Source organism: Halodesulfovibrio sp., from assembly GCF_025210605.1.
Taxonomy (GTDB): domain Bacteria; phylum Desulfobacterota; class Desulfovibrionia; order Desulfovibrionales; family Desulfovibrionaceae; genus Halodesulfovibrio.
The window spans coordinates 1-14,958 of the sequence record NZ_JAOARI010000010.1 but is presented as its reverse complement, the minus strand read 5'-3'; the positions used below and the strand labels follow the sequence as shown (position 1 = coordinate 14,958).

At 45.4% G+C, this 14,958-nt stretch carries 14 protein-coding genes; 4 read left to right on the top strand and 10 right to left on the bottom strand.

The genetic code is table 11. The features are described from left to right. Positions 1-318: 318 nt before the first annotated feature. The 5 genes from N4A56_RS03015 to kdsB form a co-directional block, all read right to left on the bottom strand. On the bottom strand, positions 319-741 hold the full coding sequence (locus tag N4A56_RS03015; RefSeq protein WP_293669810.1) for a DUF1634 domain-containing protein: 423 nt from the start codon (positions 739-741) through the stop codon (positions 319-321). 12 nt (positions 742-753) lie between these two features. Continuing rightward, on the bottom strand, positions 754-1,743 hold the full coding sequence (locus N4A56_RS03010) for a sulfite exporter TauE/SafE family protein (RefSeq protein ID WP_293669812.1): 990 nt from the start codon (positions 1,741-1,743) through the stop codon (positions 754-756). Positions 1,744-2,273: 530 nt separating this feature from the next. Then, positions 2,274-3,074: a tetratricopeptide repeat protein gene (locus N4A56_RS03005; protein WP_295544977.1), complete on the bottom strand. Its 801-nt coding sequence runs from the start codon at positions 3,072-3,074 to the stop codon at positions 2,274-2,276. Positions 3,075-3,103: 29 nt separating this feature from the next. Next, on the bottom strand, positions 3,104-4,228 hold the full coding sequence (gene carA / locus N4A56_RS03000) for a glutamine-hydrolyzing carbamoyl-phosphate synthase small subunit (protein WP_293669816.1): 1,125 nt from the start codon (positions 4,226-4,228) through the stop codon (positions 3,104-3,106). Continuing rightward, positions 4,228-4,977, bottom strand: a complete 750-nt coding sequence (gene kdsB / locus N4A56_RS02995; protein ID WP_295544975.1) for a 3-deoxy-manno-octulosonate cytidylyltransferase — start codon at positions 4,975-4,977, stop codon at positions 4,228-4,230. Before kdsB ends, carA begins: the two co-directional genes overlap by 1 nt. A 186-nt stretch (positions 4,978-5,163) precedes the next feature. Between kdsB and N4A56_RS02990 the strand changes: the two genes are divergently transcribed. Next, positions 5,164-6,408 (top strand): DNA polymerase IV, encoded by a 1,245-nt coding sequence (locus N4A56_RS02990; protein ID WP_295544974.1) that lies wholly within the window; start codon positions 5,164-5,166, stop codon positions 6,406-6,408. A gap of 6 nt (positions 6,409-6,414) precedes the next feature. On the opposite strand, the gene N4A56_RS02985 is transcribed toward N4A56_RS02990, so the two are convergent. The 3 genes from N4A56_RS02985 to N4A56_RS02975 form a co-directional block, all read right to left on the bottom strand. Further along, the gene (locus tag N4A56_RS02985) at positions 6,415-6,978 is read right to left on the bottom strand and encodes a hypothetical protein (RefSeq protein ID WP_295544972.1); all 564 of its coding nucleotides are present in this window, start codon (positions 6,976-6,978) and stop codon (positions 6,415-6,417) included. 66 nt (positions 6,979-7,044) lie between these two features. Continuing rightward, on the bottom strand, positions 7,045-7,473 hold the full coding sequence (locus N4A56_RS02980) for a hypothetical protein (RefSeq protein ID WP_295544970.1): 429 nt from the start codon (positions 7,471-7,473) through the stop codon (positions 7,045-7,047). Positions 7,474-7,783: 310 nt separating this feature from the next. Beyond that, a complete protein-coding gene (locus N4A56_RS02975) occupies positions 7,784-8,302 on the bottom strand; it encodes a periplasmic heavy metal sensor (RefSeq protein ID WP_295544968.1) in 519 nt (172 codons plus the stop codon). 270 nt (positions 8,303-8,572) lie between these two features. Here N4A56_RS02975 and N4A56_RS02970 point away from each other — a divergent pair, with 270 nt between their 5' ends. From N4A56_RS02970 to N4A56_RS02960, 3 genes are all read left to right on the top strand, one after another. Beyond that, complete coding sequence (locus tag N4A56_RS02970) at positions 8,573-10,354, top strand: ATP-binding protein (protein ID WP_295544966.1); 1,782 nt, start codon at positions 8,573-8,575, stop codon at positions 10,352-10,354. Continuing rightward, on the top strand, positions 10,354-11,709 hold the full coding sequence (locus N4A56_RS02965) for a sigma-54 dependent transcriptional regulator (protein WP_295544964.1): 1,356 nt from the start codon (positions 10,354-10,356) through the stop codon (positions 11,707-11,709). Before N4A56_RS02970 ends, N4A56_RS02965 begins: the two co-directional genes overlap by 1 nt. A 165-nt stretch (positions 11,710-11,874) precedes the next feature. Then, positions 11,875-12,810: a hypothetical protein gene (locus N4A56_RS02960; RefSeq protein ID WP_295544962.1), complete on the top strand. Its 936-nt coding sequence runs from the start codon at positions 11,875-11,877 to the stop codon at positions 12,808-12,810. 196 nt (positions 12,811-13,006) lie between these two features. On the opposite strand, the gene N4A56_RS02955 is transcribed toward N4A56_RS02960, so the two are convergent. Together N4A56_RS02955 and N4A56_RS02950 are read right to left on the bottom strand one after the other, a co-directional pair. Further along, on the bottom strand, positions 13,007-13,333 hold the full coding sequence (locus N4A56_RS02955; RefSeq protein WP_293669833.1) for a P-II family nitrogen regulator: 327 nt from the start codon (positions 13,331-13,333) through the stop codon (positions 13,007-13,009). An 18-nt stretch (positions 13,334-13,351) separates the two neighbouring features. Then, on the bottom strand, positions 13,352-14,722 hold the full coding sequence (locus N4A56_RS02950; protein WP_293669835.1) for an ammonium transporter: 1,371 nt from the start codon (positions 14,720-14,722) through the stop codon (positions 13,352-13,354). Between the last annotated feature and the right edge of the window lie 236 nt (positions 14,723-14,958).

Below are 14,958 nucleotides of genomic sequence, written 5' to 3'. Positions count from 1 at the left end.
GGCTTGGCGAAAGGCTTGGCGAAAGGCTTGGCGAAAGGCTTGGCGAAAGGCTTGGCGTTCCAAGGTATAAAGAGAAATAAGTGATCGTCTAATCGTCGGTCATGGGGGGCTCCCCCTTGCGGGTGGAGGGCAGCGCCCCCTCGCCGAAGGCATCCTGACGCGTATGCGGCAGCACTGCTTAGACTTCTCTTAACCTGTAAAAAAATACAGACAGTAAGTAGGGTTACATTTAGCGTCTCCCGACTGAGCATTATCAATAAAAAAAGCCCCTGATCTGTAGCGATCAGGGGCTTCGTCTTTTTATAAAACCGTAGCAGGCTAGTGTCCGCCACTTCCGAGGATGCCGGAAGCTGCGAGTGTGAGAACTGCAATTTCTGCTATAACGATTGCAAGGTAGATGTAATCACCACAGCGGTAATATGGCATAATGAGCGTTGCGTAGCAGATGATAGTCATAACTGCGAGCAGCGCAAGGCCGATGAAGTTGATGAAGTCACCGGTTCCGATAAGTGCCAACCAGTCCCAGCCTGTAGGACTGTTCGTTACTTTCAGATATTCATTAACACCAAGATGCCAGTTTTGAGTAACTACTTCGATTGGAACATGCGGAGTAAGGATACCTAATGCGTAGATAGCATAGGTAATAAGCATGATTACGATACCGAGGTAAGCACCACGTTCCAGAATAATTGCATAACGCATTTGTTCCGGAGTTGTTACGCATACGTTTTCTTTTGTCATAACTTGCCTCCCTTAACCCATAATACCGAGTCCAAGACCTTTATCAAGCGCCTTGAAGCCAGCAAAGAAGAGAACGCCGATAACCATGTAACGGATGAAAGATGCTTTTGCTACTGCAAGCAGGCGTACGCCTACGAGAGAGCCGAGCATAAGACCGATAATGGAAGGAATAGCGATCAGTGGAATAACAGCACCCTGGTTCATGTATACCCATGCAGCAGATGTATCTGTGATGGAAAGCAGGAACTTGGATGTTGCTACTGAAACTTTTAATGGAGCACCCATGAGAAGGTTAAGAACAGGGATGTTAGCCCAGCCAGCGCCAAGACCGAACATACCTGCCATAATGCCGATTACGACAAACAGCAGCAGACCGGTGAAGGTGCGGTGAGTTTTCCATTCAAATTCTTTACCTGTAGCCTGATCCTGATAAAGACCTTCGATACCAAGAGCGTGGCTGATTGCATCCTGTTTGGTTACAACCGGGTATTCTGAGTTCTTGGAACAGAGCAGCAGAATAGAAATACCCATAATTGTCGCACCAAGAGCAGTCTGTACGTAGCGTGGGTCGAGCTGTGAAAGGTATAAACCAAGCATAGCGCCGACCACCGCACAGGCGGACGCAATAAGAGCCATAGGCAGGGCTAGACGGAGACTGGCAAGGTTACGTTTCAGCAATCCAGGACCCGCAGCAAGCGCACCGGCAAGTGCTACCATAAGACCTGCACCACGTACAAAGTCAATATGGAACGGGAAGAAGCCGGAAACCAGCGGTACGTACAATACGCCACCACCTACACCGGCAAGAACTGCAATTACACCAAGCACAAAACAGAAAACCAACAAAATCAGTGGCCAAAACCACCATGCATGTGCATCACCACCGGCAGCAGGGCTGGCAGCAACAGCTTCCGCAGCAAATGCACCTACTGGAGATACAAATACTGCTGCGCTAACCCAGAGGGATAGCATCGTGAAAAGTCTAGTAACGTTTTTCAGCATTTTTTCCTCGCATAACTTACGTTGACCTCTAATCAAATGTGTTCCGTTTTTTTTGGGTAAAAGAATGTGAAAAATATGTCAATCACCCTGTGTTTAGAATGAAGCAGAAATAACCCACTGATATACAAGTTTATTGATAAATCGCTCAATTTCAAATCTGCGTGTATTATAGAAAAAAAAAGATGAAATTAGCGGGGAGGCGTCGGGTTCGTTCGAAATTTTGCAAGCATAATAGTTTGAATTTATGACCAAATATTATTTAAGATGCAACTTTGTGTTTTTTTGCACAAATAGAATAATTAGAAAATCAAACTTTTTTTCATACATGCTCTTTTGGTTAGATTCGGCGAAAAGTCAATAGAAGAAATAAAATTTAGAAAAGTTGTCTTGGGCAATGCATAAAAAAAGAGCAGATAGTGTTACCTATCTGCTCTTGATCTTTCGTATCTGTACTTATTTGTAAGAAAAAAATAGCTGTTACAGTATGTTACTGAGTTGTTTTTTCTTTTTCAGTTTGCACAGCTCACGTTCTACGCAAGGCGTTTTTTGGCAAACGCCAGCATTTTTTCTGCTTCTTTAAAGTCTGGGTCAAGTTTCAGTGCCATGAGTGCAGATTTTGCGCATTTATCCCATTTCTCCCAGTCTACATAGACGCGACCAAGGTTAAAGAATAGATGCGGGTCTTTTCCTGCAACTTTCACAGCCTTAGCAAAGTACTTTTCTGCTACGTTGAATTTGCCCAGTTTGCGAAGCGCCATGCCGATACTGTTGTAGTAGCGGATGTTTTCCGGAGACAGTTCAATTGCTTCAGCCAGTCTGGTATATGCTTCGCTGAACATTCCGGCACGGATATAGCGTTCAGCGATATCACTCTTGAGTTCCGCATCTTCTGAAAATCTATTCAGCAGAGCGTTGAACACTGCAACTGCGCTCTCATTTTGACCGGAATCAAGCAGATGCTGACCTTTTTCCAGCTCTTCTTGCTTCTGTCTTTCCAGCGCTTCCAGCATTTGTTGTGCTTCATCAGCTACATTTTTTTGAAGCTCTGCAAGCAATCCCTTAACTGTTTCTAAAAGCTGGCGCTCCTCACCCTCTTTGTAGGTAAGAGCGATAGGAAATATCTCATTAAGCTTCGGTGCAGCCGACAAATACATAGTACTGTCTTCAAGCAAACGCACAAATTCCTGCTTTTCAGCCTTCATGAGTGGATGCTTTAAAAAAGCAATTAATCCATCGTGCAGCGCTTGAGCTGCCATCTGAATTTTATCTTGCTTTAAATAAGTACGAACGTTGCTTAGCTGGGTACGAGCTCTAGTCAGTTCAGCAGACATTCAAATCCCCTTTGGGAAGCATAAAGAACTTACTTGCTGAGACCTTCACTGACCATGTCGCTAAATCTTTTAAAGAAGTAGTGACTGTCGTTAGGTCCCGGACAAGCTTCCGGATGGTGCTGAACAGAAATAACTTTTTTAGTTTTGTGTGCAATGCCTTCAACGGTATTATCGTTAAGGTTGATATGCGTTATTTCTACGTCGTCACTATCCAGTTCAACACAGAATCCGTGGTTCTGTGAAGAAATCTCAATGCGCCCTGTTGTCAAATCTTTAACAGGATGATTACAGCCATGATGTCCGAATTTAAGCTTGGATGTTGTACCACCCAGTGCATGACCGAGCAGCTGATGACCAAGGCATATACCGCCAACAGGCATCATGTCGCAAAGCTTAGTAATTTCGGTGATTTCATCTTTAAGTGTGGCAGGGTCACCAGGGCCGTTGGATAAAAAGACTGCATCGGCACCAGTTAATGCAACCTGCTCTGCTGTAAATGACGGAGGAACAACTAGTAAGTCAAGCCCCTGTTCATGCAATAATCGCAAAATATTCCATTTAATGCCGAAGTCGTACACAACAACCTTCGGACCTTTACCTGTCCAACTGTACACGCCGTCTACAAGACCAACATTTTGAGGACGAACTCCATCCCAGCGATATACATGTGTAGGAGCAACATCTTTTACAAGATTGAGTCCTTCCATGGAAGGCAGTGCTTTTGCTTTGGCAACTAATTTTTCTACATCAAGCTCTTCAGTAGATATTATTGCACGCATGGCACCATTCTTACGAATGTGGCTTGTAAGTGCCCGTGTATCGATACCTTCAATACCAAGTACACCACAGCGTTTAAGATAATCCGGCAGGGACGCAACGGAACGCCAGTTAGAAGGAACTTTACAGCATTCTTTGACGATAAGTGCCGCAGCGTGAACTCCGCCTGACTCAATATCCTCTTCAGTTACGCCGTAGTTACCAATAAGCGGGTATGTCATGCATACCATCTGTCCAGCGTAGGAAGGGTCTGTCAAAATTTCCTGATATCCGGTCATACCAGTGTTGAAGATGACCTCTCCGCCAGTTTCACCGGGTCCGGTGAATGAGCGACCCTCAAGTACAAAGCCGTCTTCAAGTGCCAAAATGGCTTTCATCAGGCGTTCTCCCGTAAAAGTTTTAAAATTACGTCTATATCTTCAGGACGATCCACACCGTGTGTTTTATGCTCTGTGCATACAACTCTGATAGGAACATTATTCTCTAAAAGACGCAGTTGCTCAAGTCGTTCTATACGTTCCAAGCTGGACTGTTCCCACTTTGTGAACTGCTTTAAAACTCCGAAACGGAATGCGTATAAACCAATATGCCCAAGATATCCCTTTGGTTCTTCACCGTCTCTGTAGAATGGTACAAGGGAGCGAGAGAAATACAGTGCGTCACCATTGTTTGCCTGTACGATTTTAACTTTATCAGGGCTGGCAGCCTCTTCAGGGCTTATGTGGTGAGCAAGTGTCGCTACCTGCACGTTTCCATCTGTAAGAAACGGCGTAACAAGTTCGGTGAGCATTATTGGATTAAGTGCTGGTTCGTCGCCTTGGATGTTCACAATAACAGCATCTTCACCGGCACCGAGCAGGCATGCAGCTTCGTAAACTCTGTCTGTACCGCTAGGGTGGTCATTGCGGGTCATGACATATTCTACATTGAGTTCACGAGCGACGCGTGCAATGCGCTCGTCGTCAGTAGCCAGTACAACCTTATCGAATTCCGGACATGAACAGGCGCGTTGATATACGTGCCAGAACATAGGCTTGCCTTCAATAAGCGCAAGCGGCTTTCCGGGAAAACGGGTGGAATCGTATCTGGCGGGAATAATACCAAAGCAGGAAGCTGTTAGAGCCATATGCACACCTGTTTCCCTGCGTGGCAGGGGTCGTAAGTTGGACACAGAAAAGCCCCACGCTATGGGGCATTGTTTAAACCGTCAGAAGATATGCTAACTTTATATAAAAGAAAAGTGAAAAATGATATTTTTCTATCATACTGAATTATAATGGGCTTTTATGGATTGTGCACAGAAGGCACTTGCATGTTGATTGCGCTTCAGTCCTGTGTGGCATTCTGTTATATGTTGTGTATGAAACGCTGCATCATGCACCTTGATATGGACGCTTTTTTTGCTTCAGTAGAGCAACTGGATAATCCAGAATGGCGGGGGAAACCCGTTATTGTGGGTGGTTCTGGTGAACGTGGTGTTGTGTGCGCTGCATCGTATGAAGCTCGAAAGTACGGTGTGCATTCTGCCATGCCTATTGTTCAAGCACGCAAGTTGTGTCCGCATGCCATTTATACAAGGAGTACAAGAGGGAGGTATAGCGAGCTTTCGCAGAAAGTTATGCAGGTGCTCCACTCATACTCGCCAGTCATTGAGAAAGCTTCTATCGATGAAGCGTATATTGATGCCACCGGAACGGAACATATCTTCGGTTCTCCTGTAGAAATGGCGCAAACAATGAAGCAGCATATCTTCGATACTGTGGGGCTTACATGCTCCATTGGTATAGCTCCCGTTAAATTTCTTGCCAAAATTGCGTCTGACTTCAATAAGCCCAACGGGTTGTATGCCATTACTGAACAGGATGTTGCCAGTTTTCTACACGAATTGCCTGTGCGAAAAATCCCCGGTGTGGGCAAAAAGTTTGTTGTAAAACTCGATGAACTTGGTGTGAATACCTGTGGGCAGGTGCTCGAATATTCACAGGACTTCTGGGAACGCAGGTTTGGTAAAAGCGGTATTGCTCTTTGGCAGCGTTCCAGCGGTATAGACGACAGGGCTGTGGAAACCTCTACAGAAGCAAAATCTGAAAGTGCAGAAAACACCCTACACAAAGATACTCTTGATAAATCGTTGCTGAAAAAATGGCTGTTGCATCATGCTGACAGGGTAGGGCAAAACCAACGCAGGCAGGGCTTGAAGGGGCGTACTATTACGTTGAAGATTAAGTACTGCGATTTTCAATCACTCACCCGCAGCAAGACGTTACCTGACCCTACCAATACCACAGAGATTATCTATCAGGTTGCTGCTGAGTTGCTGGATGCCATTGATCTTGCAAAGCCGGTGCGCCTGGTCGGGCTTGGACTTTCCAACTATAACCATTCCGGTGCGGAACAATTGAACATGCTCGATCATATGAGGCATGACTGCACAGGCGTTGTACGTGCTACACGAAAACAGCAACAGTTAGATAGAGCACTGGATGCCGTGCGGGAAAAGTTCGGTAATGGCGCAATATGCCGTGGTGGTCTTTTTCAGTTCAAAGAAGATGAATAGCCTTCCTCAATAATATCCCTCCTTAATTTGCATTTTTTTCTTGAGCCGCTGTAATTTGTTATACGGAATTTGTTGGGGCAGGAATGTAATTCTGCTCGAAGGTTTCAGATTGCAGCATGGGCATAGTACTATTTTGCCTCCAAGACAGGCGTGTTCCAGAAGCAGTCGGCGTAATAGCGGCAGATAGATGGTTTCCGCGTTGGGAATAGCTATTTCTGGAATGAGCGGCGGAACCGTGTCAGATACCGTAGGCGGGCACTTGGGCATGCTGTGAGGTTGCACACATGGGTTTTCTCCTGTGTACGTTGTCAGTCTTCCTTGTGGAACACCACGCAGGATAGGAAGTGTTATGGAAGTGCTTTGGAAAAGAATAACGGTCTGAATACCTGCTCGCTGGCGTTTGTTTGCAAGAGTAAGAGTGCGTGCAGCCTGACGTAAGGCATTGGCAGAAGGAATGACAAATGTCATTTGGTTCAGGTAGGCAAAGCCCGATCTGTCCTGTGGTGAATAGAATTCTGAAGGAAGCGGAGTTGCAGAAAATACCGGTGTTGCGATCATACAGCAGCTCATGAGGTATGCTGCGAAAAAAAGTATTTTTGCACTATACTGTAGTCGTTGCTGCATGCTGTCCCCGCCCTACTGCTCTGCCATCTGGTTGCTTTGATTTGCATGGATTCCTATAAAAGAATCCAACATAGCAGCGGAAATAGTCTCTGGTAATTCGTGTGGCTGGATGCCGTGTGCTTTTAAGCAAACAGGGCAGGCGATTATTTCTCCCTCGTATTTTTCTTCATCAGCGTAGCTGGAGTGCACCAGAGTAACCCCTGCTCCTTCCAAAAGTATCGTTGTTTGTATGCCTTTGTTGTACAGCGTGCTGGCTAGAGCGAAGGTTGCCCGAACTTTTTGTGGATCAATCGTGTTGATAATGAAGGTGACAGGATGCCGTTCGACCTGATCGACATAGATTGTGCCGGAAGTCCTGCCTGATTCGTACTGCAAGGCGAAGGCTACAACAATGGGAAGCAAGGTAGCGGCTAGTATCCATTTAGTAGACCTTTTTTGCATATCTTCCCCAAAAGTGTGTCTGGTTAGTAATTTTGTGCAATTACTATTGTACTGCTGGATAGATGTGCCTCAATGATTTGAGATTACGGGAAGGTATAAAAGATAAAGATATGCAAACAGAAAAGCCCCGCACTTGAGGAGATGTGCAGGGCTTTTCCATCTGGGGGAGAAAGGGTACCTTTACCCTTTTATTCAAATTACCCTCAGGGTAATAGAGAATGTAGACTAGGCAATGTGTCACGCGAGGTGAAGGACTCGCTGCCACGAGTTGTGACACAATTGCGGAGTGTATGAGGAAATTATAGAGTTTCTACTGCTGCGCAGGTGTATGCATTGTGCCGCAATCGGATGGCATTCCATGTCCACCACCGTGTCCATGTCCCATACCGTAGCCGCCTTTATGACCGCGTTTCATGCCAGCAGGGCAATTGCTTTTCATTCCAGCCGGACAATTCCCTCGCATGCCAGAACCACGGTGTGGGTTGGCAAGCGGCTCAATGCCCATTTCTGATTTAACTGTAGCTGCAAACTGCTCACGTTTAGTACGCATTTCTGCGCGGAGTTTATTTATTTCTTGAGCAATAGCTGCAACTTTATCTGCGTCAATATTTTCATTGTTCATAAGGGCGTTGAGTTCTACTCGTTTTGCCCACATTGCATCACGAAGAGAAGCAGTCTCTTTGATAAATTCATCATGCAGGGTCATGTATTTTTGCTGTTGTTCTTTTGAAAGATCATTCCATGTTGACCCTGTTGCCAGCGCTGCTGTGGTAGCAACTGCCATGAGGCATATTGCCGCTACAAACATGTTTAATGCTTTAAATCGCATAACGGACTCCTATGCTTAAAAATCAAGTAATGGTTCGTGTTTTGCTAGTTTCTCTAAAGCAACGCGTGTGCCAAACTTAAAATTTTTAATTAAGTGTAAATAAAACAAATAGTTGTTCAGTATTCAGTGTTGTTGTGCAATATGTAACTGAATTTAGGTGTAAAAAAAATAGACAGAATGTTTTGTGCAGGTTGTACATTTTTTTTACACTGGAAAAAAAGAATACACAGGGCTGTTATGAATGAGACCAATTTTCGAAAGAAAAAGATAATGCAATCCCGTTTTGGAGCCTCTCTCTGGTTACTTATCGGTGGTATTATCATCCTTGGTCTGGTTATTACGTTTATGACCATTCGAGGGATTAAACAGGAAAATCGCCAGCTGGAAAAATTTTATGAAGAAAAAGGGGCATCCATCATTGCAGCTCTGGAAGCGGGAACCCGTACGGATGCGCGACACAGCGAGGGAGCTATCCGAATTCAGACGATGCTCGAAGAAATGTCTACTCAGTCCGGTATCTTATTTCTTATGGCAACAGACGCTAGAGGGATTATTATAGCACATAGTAATCCTGAAGCAATCGGTTCCCGTGCATTTTCTGAACAGCAACTTGCCCAGCTGCGACCTGGGAGACATGTGTCATGGCGTATTATGGAACAGGGCACGCAAAAAGCCTTTGTTGTATACAAAGATTTCAGACCGTTTGCGCCTGTTGCTGGTGGTAGACATAAGAGTATGACCGGTTCTATGCACCGGATGATGCGGCACATGCGTGAGGGACGGCAGTTAGGTGCTGAAGAAAATAGATTCAGGCGAAAGTTGTTTCCGCCTAAAGGGCCTGCTCCTGTTATTTATATAGGTCTGGATGAAGAAACATTTGCCACTGCACAAAAAGTTAACCGTGAACACGCGCTGGTGAATGCAGTGTTTATCTTGCTGATTGGACTTGCCGGTTTCCTTGCGCTTACATGGTCGCAAAAAGCACATCAGTCACGTAAACGTATGCAGAGTTCAGAAGCGTTGGCTAACGAAGTAATGTATAATCTGCCGGATGGGCTGCTTGTTACGGACGATGACGGTCGCATTGCCATGCTTAATGACGTGGCACTGGAACAGTTGAATGTGGTCGATAGCAGTGTTGTGGGCAAAATGCCTTCTGAAGCGTTACCGGAATGTGTCGCACGACTGGTTGAATTAACTGGCGGCGAAGCACTTTCAGAAGTAGAAGTGGAATGTTTCGGGAAACAGGGTGAAAGCATCCCCGTTGGCGTGAGTGGTTCTGCTATAAGGTTGGATGATGGAACTTCAATTGGATATGTCTACTTATTGCGCGATCTGCGCGAAGTTCGCAGACTGGAAGCAGAGGTTCGCCGAAAGGAAAAGCTGGCAGCTGTAGGTTCCCTTGCGGCGGGTGTTGCGCATGAAATACGTAATCCGCTAAGTTCAATTAAAGGATATGCCACCTACTTTGGAAGTCGTTTTGATGAAGGTTCTGAAGACAGAGAAGCCGCTAAGATTATGGTGCATGAGGTTGACCGCCTTAACCGCGTTATCACTGATTTGATTAATCTTTCACGACCATCTGATTTGCGGCGTAGCCATACTGATTTAAATACATTGCTGAAACATTGTTTCGGACTAATTAAACAAGATGCTGCGACACATAACGTGGCGTTGGATATACAGACAGATGAGACTGTACCAAGCTTGTTTGTTGATCCTGACAGGCTTTCTCAGGCGATTTTGAATATTTGTCTGAACAGCCTTGAAGCTATGCCGGAAGGCGGTACGCTTACAATGGATTTATCCCATACTGAGCAGCTGGTAACCCTTGCCATTTCAGATACAGGGAAAGGCGTTAGCAAAGAGGATGCAGTCCGCATTTTTGAACCGTATTTTACCACAAAGAGCCAAGGGACAGGGTTAGGCTTGTCTATTGTTCTTAAAATTATAGAAGCACACGGCGGCACAATTCGTGTTGATTCGAAAGAAGATGCAGGTGCTCGATTTATTATTGAAATTCCAGTGTCACCGGTAGGAGAAAATGCCTGATGAGCGCGCAAGTATTGATAGTAGATGATGATTTAGCGCACCGTTCCATGCTGAGGACTGTTATTAAAGGCTGGGGGTACGATGTAGCCGAAGCTGATGATGGTGATGTAGCTGTAGAAATGGTGCGGGATAAATCCTACGATTCTATTTTGATGGATATTCGCATGGTGAAAATGGACGGCATTACCGCTCTTGAACTTATTAAGAAGTACAATCCATCTATCCCTATTCTTATTATGACGGCATTTTCATCGGTAGATACCGCTGTTAAAGCGCTTAAAATAGGTGCGTACGATTATCTTACAAAGCCGCTGGATTTTGATGTTCTGAAGCTTACGTTGGAACGTATGCTCGATCACACCCGCCTTGTAACAGAAAACGAAGAGCTGCGGAGTATCTTGGAACCCAATACCATGGGAATGGTTGGAAACAGCGAGGTTATTCAAGAGCTGCGGCAAATGATCGGCACAATAGCGCCTTCTGATGCATCGGTTCTTATCGCGGGTGAATCAGGCACAGGCAAGGAGCTTGTTGCCACTGCTATCCATAGCTCCAGTAATCGTGCTGATAAGCCATTTGTTGCCATTAACTGCGCTGCACTAAGCGAGCATTTGCTCGAATCTGAACTTTTCGGTCATGAGAGGGGAGCATTTACTGGTGCTGACAGGCGCAGGGAAGGACGGTTTGTTCAAGCTGACGGAGGGACGCTTTTCCTTGATGAAGTAGGTGAAATTCCGGTTTCTTTGCAGCCTAAACTCCTTCGAGCCTTACAACAGGGGGAAGTTCAGCGCGTTGGCAGCGACACTGTGGAAAAAGTTGATGTACGGGTAATTGCCGCGACAAACAGAAATTTATCTGAAGAAGTGGAACAAGGTTCGTTTCGGGAAGATCTGTATTACCGCCTTAATGTAATCGCGTTGCGTGTGCCAGCATTGCGTGAACGGCAAAGTGATATTCCGCTTCTTGCCGAGTTCTTTATGAAAAAATATTCAAACAAGAACCGCAAAACAATTAAAGGGCTTGCTCCGCAGGCTATGGACACACTTATCCGCTATTCTTGGCCGGGAAATGTGCGTGAATTAGAAAATGTTATTGAACGAGCTGTGATTATGACCATGGGAGAGTACATCTCTACCCGCGAACTGCCGTTATCTCTTTCTTCCAAGGAAAATGAGGCTCCTGTTTTGCCTGCGCAATCCACTGCTTTAACAGGAATGTCTCTCGATGAATTGGAGCGGAAAGCTATTATGGCTACACTTGAAGAGTGTGAATATAATAAAAGTAAGACCGCGAGAAAATTGGGAATTACTAGAGCAACTTTGCATAATAAGCTAAAACGTTATGGATTTGAGTAGCATTTTATTGATTATGCTTGTATAAGCGATAAATCGTTATCTCATTTATACTATGTTATCCTTCGTATCGGCCTAATTAGATGTACTTTTAATGCCCCTGCCTGCCACATATCAGGGGGATTTGTTACATAAGCTGAGAGGGAGAGCACAAAAAGTGGAGGCAGAATGGAACCGTTAAGCTTAACGACGTTACTAGTCTGTTTTGGTGGAGGAATTTTGGGCGGCGCTCTTGGTGGGTTGTTGTCCTTCATACTTTGTGGTCTGTTTGTGTTCTCAGGCTGTCTGATTGCTTTAGCTGGCGGCGGAGACTTCATGTTCTCCGTAATCGGATTTGGTCCTGTATTCGGCCCACACGTTGGTGGTTTCGCAGCTGGCGTTGCTGCTGCTAACTACGCACAAGGCATTCGCAAAAATCATCCTACAGGTGGAGCTAAGGATATTATTGCATCATTAATGCCTACTTCTTGGGACGTACTGCTTGTCGGTGGTATCTTCGCTGTATTCGGTCATCTTTGTAACACTTGGTTTGCATCTTTCATGACTGGACAGGATACCGTCGCTCTTACCGTTCTTACCAGCGCATTCGTATCTCGCGCACTCTTCCTTCGTCAGAGCCCGTTTGGTAATCCTGAATCAATTAAAAAGTTTGGCCTGTTCGGTACCGATGACACTAACTTGTCATGGGTTCCGTGGATGCTGCCATTCTCCCGCATGATTATGTATGCTATCGGCATCGGACTTGTGTTCGGTGGTGTTGCAATGGCAATTGGTAATTATGCAGAAGCAGCAGGCATCACTTCTGGCGCAACCGTAACAGCACAGGTTGTAATCGGCTGGGCTGTTGCAGCTATTTCTCTTTATTCATTGCAGCTTGGTACTGACACAGCACAGCGTGTGCCTGTGTGGCATTGTCAGGCAATTCTTGCTGGTATTGCATGGGTTAACTTCGGTAACCTTGGCATGTGCGTAGTCGCAGCCGTTGGTGGTGCTCTTGTTCAGGAATTGGGCGCTCGCCTCTTCTGGAACCATGGTGACAGCCACGTTGACCCACCTGCATTCGGTATTGCTGTAGGTACCTGCATTCTCAATCTTCTTGCGTAAGATGTAATGTACCGCAATCGTTTTGTGTTGCCGTACATTTCGCAGGGTTGGATAGGGAAGTATTAACGAGTGGCAGAGTTAATTTTAAAAACGGCTTGTTCTGTGCAGAACAAGCCGTTTTTTTATTCAAGTTTTATGGGAAGTGATGCTCTGGAAGGTATGTCTGGAACATCTCAATCCCTTTTTTGCTGTAGAATTATAGCTCTTCGCCAGTGCGAATGCGCCTTACTCCGTGGATGTTTTGGAAGTAGATAATTCCGTCGCCTTCTGTTTCAGTTTTGGCACCAGATTCAATAGCAGCAATGGCATCATTAAGGCGTTCTTCTTGAACAACAAGTTCAATGCGTAACTTTTTGAGAAGGTTTACTTCTTTGGTGACGCCTCTGTAGGTTTCCGTAAATCCTTTCTGCTGTCCGCTGCCAAGAATGTTGGTTACAGACAATCCAAAAAGCTCTCTGGCGAACAACTCCTGCTTAACCTGCGGGAGACGTTCCGGTCTGATAAAAGCAACGACATTTTTCATTGTTTTTCTCCGATCAGGTTATTCGACACTGAAAATCTGGAATCCATTGTAGGCTTCTGAGCCATGCTCCGTAATATCCAGTCCTTTAATTTCTTCTATGCGGCTTACACGTAATCCAATGACTTTATCGACCAATTTAAAGCAAACGGTACCTACACCGAACGCCCATGCGAAAAAGACGATGACTCCAACAAGCTGTACTCCAAATAACGAAAGATCGCCGTTATAGAAAAATCCAGTTGCTGAACCGAACTCTGGTGAGGCGAACAGCCCTACTGCAAGCGTCCCTATGGCTCCGCAGACACCGTGAACAGAAATAGCGCCTACAGGGTCATCTACGCAGAGTACAGAGTCGATAAATTCAATTGCAATGACAACTGCTGAACCGCAGATACCGCCAACAATGATAGCTCCGAATGGTGAAAGCTCGCTACAACCTGCGGTAACACCAACCAGTCCGGCAAGGATGCCGTTCATGGTCATAGAGGCTTCAGGCTTGCCGAAACGAGTCCATACTGTGCACATGGCTGTAATCATACCAGCACAACCAGCTAAGCTCGTGTTGAGTGCAATGTAGCCAATGCTTCCGTCAGCCATTGTGGTTGATCCGGCATTGAATCCGAACCAGCCAAACCACAGGATAAATACACCAAGCCCTGCCATTGGCATGTTGTGCCCTAAGATCGCACGAGGCTTTTTGTCCGGCATGTATTTACCAATTCGAGGTCCTACAGCGATAGCGCCAGCCAGAGCCAGCCAGCCGCCAAGGGAATGCACAACTGTTGAACCGGCAAAGTCTACGAATCCTAATGATTCGAGCCATCCGGCATTCCCGGTAAGTCCGCCCCACGCCCAATGCCCTGAAATCGGGTAGATGAGTCCTGTTACAAGTACACTGATGACAATGTACGCATGAAACTTAGTTCGTTCTGCAACACTTCCTGATACAATCGTTGCCGCAGTAGCAGCAAAAACAGACTGGAAGAACCAGAACGTAATATCAAAATCACGGTCGGAAGATGGACCTTCTATAAAGGAAAGGAAAAATCCGTCAGTTCCGAACAATCCAAAAAAGTCTCCGCCAAACATTAAGCCGTAGCCAATCATAAGGAACAGCATGGTACCTACGGCGAAATCAAGCATATTCTTCATCAGAATATTGCCAGCGTTCTTTGAACGGGTTAACCCACATTCAACCAATGTAAATCCGGCCTGCATAAACATCACAAGCATAGCGGCGAGCAGAGTCCATACTATGTTCGCGTTTGTTTGTGTAAGATACACCACTTCTTCTTTAGCATGTACCAACGTAGCGCTTGCGCCAAGCGCAACAGCTGTCATAATCGCAATAGCCCCAACTCGGGACAACGTGCTTTTGCACACAGACATAGTAACCTCCTGCTTTTCAAATTTACTGAAGATATAGCAGAGTCTGTGCCAAAATATGTAATGCCTTGTTTTGTTTACAAAAGATCAATTTGGACACTTTTGCTTTTTAACAATTTTGTAAAAAACGCGATGTTTTTGTTTGGATAAAATTGTCATATTTACAAAATTGTCAAAAATGAGTTTTTTACATTGCCTTCAAAAATAAAAAAAGGGCAGTCTCAATTGAGACTGCCCTT